We start from the raw sequence: 6,398 nt of genomic DNA, 5'->3' as shown, positions 1-6,398 counted from the left end.
TCTCGTATCTCGTATCTCGTAGAAGCATAAGAAAGCCCCAACACGAATGTCGAGGCTAAAGTATCTTTATTTATGTTCTAGCTGAGTATCCGCTGCGTGCTACTCTTCGTTGTTTTCAGCAAACTTAGATGGTGACATGCCAAAGTGGTGCTTAAACCTTTGACTGAAATAGGAAGGGTCATTGAACCCCGAATCAAACGCCACATCAGAGATCTTCTCTCCAGCGAGTAAGCGCTCACACGCATGCTCTAGACGTACTTCATTCAAGTGCTCTTTGAAGGTCTTGTTGTAAGCCGATTTAAAGCGTCTCTGTAAGCTTCTCTCAGACATAAACAAATACTTAGCGGCAGTTGCAGTACTGAACTCGGCATCAGCGTAGTTTTCACTCACAAGCTGCGACACTCTGTTCTTCCACTCTTGTTCCGCTGTCAGTTTTTGTTGCTCTGGTGTTGAGGCGGCAAGCTTAATGGTTTCAATCTGTTCAATTGTGCTGGCTTCAAGATTGTCGAGTACTTGATACTCAATTGGCCACGAAAGCTGAACCTTATTTTGAGACTCCGAAACAAAGGCATTAAGCTCACCACCGCTCTGATTCATCAATAGCGGCAGCTTTTCGATGTTAAGGTCGGTCGACTTTCCGGTATTGTCACCCATGCTTGATGCCAGTTTAGGGAAAGGCATCCCATGATCTCGAATGGTCACAACAAGATGCTCCTTAACCTCTTCAACCAGAACCACCATACTCTGCGACTTAAAGTTTCTCTTGATGATGCTCGCAACCAAGCTATTGAAGATAATATCGAGATTAAAATACAGCAACGAGACATATCGTTGTTTTGTTTCGACTTTAATATCCAGTTCAATACCGGCTTTGGTTAAGTCATCCTGCCAAGCTTTGAGTACCACCTCTAAGATTAAAATTATATCGTAACAAACTTGCCCTTCTCCTTGAGGCGTATTACTCAATTGAGCTAAGCCATTTTTCAAGGTTAGAATCGGCGACTTCCCGAGCTCGTCATTCCAATTCGGGAGCATCGCAGCAATATGATTCACTTCAGAAGAGAGTTCATTGGCAGTGTGAGACACAAGCGCATTCTTCACGGATAGCTGCTTTTTAAGCTGTTGATTAGTGGCGAGTAATATCCGGCTTTGGTGCCTCAATTGGTCTGTCTTCAGTGCAACTTGCGCTTTTAAGTGCCGGTTGGCAAAAGTGACATAACGCGAACGCCAAAAGACTAAGATAGTCACAACGCCAATCAGTAATATCAGAGAGCTTGCTGCAGCCCAATTGGTCAGATACCAAGGCTCCGCAATCGAGAAGCTTTGATTGGTTGACACAAAGCGATAATGGGAGTCTTTAACCGGCTTCACTTCAAGTGTGTAATCCCCTGGAAGAAGATGATCGAGCGTTAACAAGCCCCCTTCAAACTCACTCCAAGGTTCATCGTCGCTCAGTCGGTATTCCATCGCAGGTGCGAACGTTGCTGGTAAGATACCTAGCTTAAACCCCATCGATGAACCATAAGGAATCTCATCCAGCTCTGCCGTTTTCCCGCCAAGTGATACCGTTTGTTGGTCGACACTTATCTTACTCAACAAGGCACGGCTATGAGGTGTAGTTGATACCAGTAACTCGTTAGATAACGCGCTGACTACACCATACTTTGAGCCGAAAACAAGCCTCGAAGGTTGGCTATCTTGACTGTAAAAAAGAGCACACGCTCCTGCCGCCAGTTCATTGGTGATCAAACCAAATGGCGAACCTATGTGTTTATGCAGTTGCCCATCCAATCCGTAATAACTGATGCCTTTCGAAGAGCCTAACCAAACACCATTGTCATCGCTTATCAGGCAGTTGGGGCTAATATTGTCTTCAACAAGAGTGATTTCTTGAATAATAGAGCTGTCATCCGGGATTCGATACACGCCATAACTGCTCGCAAACCACTGCGCTCCATCCTTCGCTTTTTCAATATCGACGACTTTGCCAAACCGTTCGCTGGAACGACTAAAGCTAATTCGTTTATCAATGAACGAGTAGAAGCCATGATCCGTTCCTATATAGATGCGACCTAGCAAGCCTACATTGAGAGCGGTGATCTTCGCAGGCAAGAACTTGTCGACTAACCAGTCAGTGCCATAACTCGTCAGTTTCATGGTTTCGATAGATAACGAATAGAGGTTTTGCCCAGAGGTCATCCAAAGAACGTTATCGGCTTGAAGCGCAAGGTTTTCAACACGCACTCCCTCAATTGGCCTTGGTAAATCAAGGGCTTCGGGTTGTAGTGTTTCCGTATTTAGACTGATGATACCTTGTTCGGTCGCCAACCAAATGGAAGAGCCAAAGATCTCAAAATCATTAACAGGGTTAGAGTAAACACGAATTGGGTTCTCTTCACTTTCAGAATCAACCAAGTAGAGCCCCATTGAAGACGCGACCCAAGATAACTGGTCACTGACAGGCAGTACTTTATTGATCACCACACTACTCGAATGCATGCCCATTCCAGTTAGGGGTGTTCTCGAGAAGGTTTTGCTGAACAGTGAGAAGTATCGGATACCGTTGTTTGTCGCAACCCACATACCACCAGCATGATCGTTTATCAACGAATATATTTTCTCACCCGGTAACGAGAAGTCTTGACTAGCGGCTTGTTCGAATCGAGTAATTTGTCCCGTAATAAAGTTGTAGCTAATAAGGCCGTGCTCTGTACCAATCCAATACTGGTCCGAAGTTTCGGCCAACGAGAGAACATGCGACCCTTTAACGATGGTCTCTTTGTCTGGGTTCGCGAGATCAACAATCACAGCACCATTTAAAGTACCGATCACTAACTCACGTCGAGCATTCGAAAAATAAACCGTCTCAATATGGTTTTTGTCTGATGCGGTGACATGGGTAAACTCTTGATTCTCTGAAAGGTAAACGCCAGAACTGGTCGCTAGCACCCACTTTGATAGTACCCACTCAGCGTCGTTAATCGCAATGTCACTGCTGTTATTGTATCGGTACAGTTTAAGTAGAGAGTAGGTGTTGAATTCTAAAGATTGAGTGTTGTAGGTATAGAAATTACTGCCGTCAGTAACCCAAATATAATCGCCTGATGCACCGATATTCGCTATTTCAGCGCCGGGACTTAGGCTAAACGCCAATTCGTTGCCAATTCCAGGGTTATGTCGATAGACCTCATTGTCGAAAAATGTCCAAAACTCATCGTTCAGAAAGGCGACTCTTTCCGAAGAAAATTGCAGTAAGCTTCCCTTGCGAGGGAATAGAGTTCGACCATCGTAAAAGAGTACTTTTCCATGCACATCATGAACCCAGAGCCCACCTCCGGCACCTAAATACAAGTTTTTAGCCGCAAGGAAATTCCCTTGCGCTTGAGCGGGCAAAGGATAGAAAACGGAGGGCGAGGTATTTACCGCTAGAACGCTAAATGAAATGCTCATTAACATGAACATTTTGAAGATAATTCGATACAACTCTTAATCCTGAACAGCAACAACACATGAAATTTTGGGTACCACAACGTCTTATCGTTGCTAAACCAAAAACTGAGTTTTTTTGTGCTTATTATTATCTTTCCATTTTAGCGGAAATTAGAAAAGGAGAAAGGAGGTTTGTTATTTGTTAGGAGGTTTTATCTTAGCGGTCACGAAAATGCCGCAAAAAGCGGCACTATTCATACAATATCGAGAGCAAAGTGCAGTAAAAGATACTTTCTACGAATTACTTTGCGTTTAAGCAGCTTGTGTAACTATCGGTAAGTTGCTGAAGAAAATCGAAATAACTTCCGGTTTTCACTTCAACATCAGAACCAACAGGGTCTAGCTGACCTTGCTTAGCGTTGCTTCCACGAGTCACAGATTCAATCACTGCAGGCGTAAACTGAGGCTCAGAAAACACACACTGAACATTTTCTTGTACGATCGTTTTCTTAATCGCAATCAGGCTTTTTGCTCCCGGTTTACGGTCTGGACTTACTGTGAAATGACCCAAGTTATTCAGACCAAATTCTTCTTCGTAATAACCATATGCATCATGGAAAACGTAGTAACCTTTGTCTTTTATTGGCGCCAGTTGTTCGCGAATAGACTGCTTCTTCTCATCCAATGCAATCAAGAATGAATCTAGGTTCTCTTGATAAGCCATTGCGTTGCCTGGGTCAGTTTCAATTAACTTATCTGAAATGTATTTCGCAGCAACTTCGACCTGATCGATACCCAACCAAAAATGTGGATCGTGGCTGCCGTGGTGGTGCCCTTCATGTGCATCGTGGTCATGCTCTTCGTGTCCGAACTCTCGCAAGTTGATTCCGGGAATATCACTGATCTTGATAACATTTTCTTTTGAACCAATCACCTTAGTCAGAAAGGCTTCTAGGTCAGGGCCGAACCAGATGACCATATCGGCACTATGAACTTTTTTGACATCCGATGGCTTAAGCGCATAATCATGCGGCGAAGCATTGCTGTTCATCAACACATCCGGCTCACTAACGCCTTGCGTTAATTCTGTCACAATCATTTGAATTGGTTTAAAGCTTGTTAGAATAGTATTGGCACTTGCGACACTTGGCGCTAAAAGCAAAGTAGCAAGTATAAAAGATGAACGTGACATAATCCCTCGATAATAGAAAAGTAGCTTAGGCTTGAGGTAAATGTTACATTATAACATTAGCGAATTGCAAATGAGTTCTATTCATGGATAACTTAATCCAACTAGATTCTGTGAGCGTCGAATTTGACGGTCGAAAAGTTCTAGACAACATCTCTCTAAATTTAGAGCGCGGCAGAATCACCACCCTGATTGGGCCAAACGGTGCAGGAAAGTCGACATTAGTAAAAGTGGTACTGGGTTTACAGACCAAATTTTCAGGCACAATAACAAAAGCTAAAAAACTGAAAATTGGCTATGTACCACAAAAATTAAAGCTCAATGATTCCCTACCGCTCAACGTAGAGCGTTTTCTAAAACTCACTGGCAATTTCAGTCAGCAAGAGATCCTTGAAGCATTGAAGCTTGTTGGTGCTGAACATCTGCAGAAGAGTAACATGCACCAGCTATCTGGCGGAGAAAACCAACGTGTGCTCATTGCTCGTTCATTGCTAAGAAGACCAGATCTACTGGTTCTCGATGAACCGGCTCAAGGCGTCGACGTTCAAGGGCAAATAGACCTGTATGACTTGATTGACACCATTCGCCACCGCTTTGGTTGTGCCGTATTTATGGTTTCACACGATCTGCATTTAGTGATGGCAAAAACAGACGATGTTATCTGTTTACACCACCACATCTGTTGCTCAGGCGCACCTGCAGACATCAAACACCATCCTTCGTATATTGCGCTCTTTGGCACCGCGACCCAAGAGACGCTAGCGTTTTATCATCACCAACACGAACATCACCATCATGATCTCGCAGGCCAGCCTGTCGAAGGCGACGTGCATGAATGTTCAAACCATAAACACGGACACCACTAATGCTTGAGTTTCTTCTTCCCTCTATTTTGGCGGGTTTGGGTATTGCACTAATTGCAGGCCCACTAGGTTCATTCGTGGTGTGGCGTAAGATGGCTTACTTTGGTGACACGCTTGCTCACGCTTCTTTGATGGGCTTAGCACTTGGCTTTCTGTTCAACATTAACTTGTATTTCGCGCTGCTGATTTGTTGTTTGATGCTGGCCGTGTTACTCGTGACATTGCAAAAACAAAAGCTAGTCGCGACCGATACCCTACTCGGTATTTTGGCACACAGTGCACTGTCTTTGGGTCTTGTAGCCGTTAGCTTCTTGGACAATGTTCGTGTCGACCTAATGAGCTATTTATTTGGCGACTTACTTGCAGTATCACCGACTGATTTGGTATTCATCTATGCGGGTGCTGCTGTGATTGGATTAGTACTTGCTATCTTTTGGCGACCACTACTATCAACGACGGTTAACGAAGATCTCGCGGCGGTTGATGGCATCAACATTGATTTAATGCGTCTGATTCTGATGCTATTGGTCGGTATCGTGATTGCTGTCGGTATGAAGTTTGTTGGTGCGTTAATCATGACATCGCTACTGATTATTCCTGCAGCAACGGCAAGGAAGTTCTCGAGCACACCTGAGCAGATGGCCTTCCTTGCATCAATTATTGGCTCTATCGCTGTATTCGGTGGATTAAACTTGTCTTGGTTCTATGATACGCCTGCTGGCCCGTCTGTGGTTATCAGTGCGGCAGCAATGTTTATGCTATCTCAAATGGTTAGAAGCCGAGCTTAGCACTTAGCACTTAGCACTTAGCACTTAGCACTTAGCAGGACGATTTCTAATCTCGTATCCCGAGAACATAAAAAAGGCTTGGTCAGTGACCAAGCCTTTTTAATATCGTTTGTCCCGTCCTGAAATGTG

The 6,398-nt window shown here is 44.2% G+C and carries 4 protein-coding genes; 2 read left to right on the top strand and 2 right to left on the bottom strand.

Annotated features, from left to right (window positions below; genetic code table 11):
- Positions 1 to 99: 99 nt before the first annotated feature.
- Both AB4307_RS12545 and znuA read right to left on the bottom strand, forming a co-directional pair.
- Positions 100 to 3,462: a helix-turn-helix domain-containing protein gene (locus AB4307_RS12545; RefSeq protein WP_372132077.1), complete on the bottom strand. Its 3,363-nt coding sequence runs from the start codon at positions 3,460 to 3,462 to the stop codon at positions 100 to 102.
- 268 nt (positions 3,463 to 3,730) lie between these two features.
- The gene (gene znuA / locus AB4307_RS12540; RefSeq protein ID WP_372132007.1) at positions 3,731 to 4,621 is read right to left on the bottom strand and encodes a zinc ABC transporter substrate-binding protein ZnuA; all 891 of its coding nucleotides are present in this window, start codon (positions 4,619 to 4,621) and stop codon (positions 3,731 to 3,733) included.
- An 83-nt stretch (positions 4,622 to 4,704) separates the two neighbouring features.
- Between znuA and znuC the strand changes: the two genes are divergently transcribed.
- Together znuC and znuB are read left to right on the top strand one after the other, a co-directional pair.
- Complete coding sequence (gene znuC, locus AB4307_RS12535; protein WP_017061943.1) at positions 4,705 to 5,484, top strand: zinc ABC transporter ATP-binding protein ZnuC; 780 nt, start codon at positions 4,705 to 4,707, stop codon at positions 5,482 to 5,484.
- Entirely contained in the window at positions 5,484 to 6,269 is a 786-nt protein-coding gene (gene znuB / locus AB4307_RS12530) for a zinc ABC transporter permease subunit ZnuB (protein ID WP_372132005.1), read from the top strand. Before znuC ends, znuB begins: the two co-directional genes overlap by 1 nt.
- The last annotated feature ends 129 nt before the right edge of the window (positions 6,270 to 6,398 follow it).

Source organism: Vibrio sp. 10N.261.52.C2 (assembly GCF_041471425.1).
Taxonomy (GTDB): domain Bacteria; phylum Pseudomonadota; class Gammaproteobacteria; order Enterobacterales; family Vibrionaceae; genus Vibrio; species Vibrio crassostreae_C.
Note: the sequence above shows the minus strand (reverse complement) of the source record. Positions and strands in the feature narration are given on the sequence as shown.

What these genes read in the sequence shown, in the direction of transcription:
- znuA (WP_372132007.1), bottom strand. Translation starts at nt 4,621, where the DNA reads ATGTCACGTTCATCTTTTATACTTGCTACTTTGCTTTTAGCGCCAAGT.
- znuC (WP_017061943.1), top strand. Translation starts at nt 4,705, where the DNA reads ATGGATAACTTAATCCAACTAGATTCTGTGAGCGTCGAATTTGACGGT.
- AB4307_RS12545 (WP_372132077.1), bottom strand. Translation starts at nt 3,462, where the DNA reads ATGTTCATGTTAATGAGCATTTCATTTAGCGTTCTAGCGGTAAATACC.
- znuB (WP_372132005.1), top strand. Translation starts at nt 5,484, where the DNA reads ATGCTTGAGTTTCTTCTTCCCTCTATTTTGGCGGGTTTGGGTATTGCA.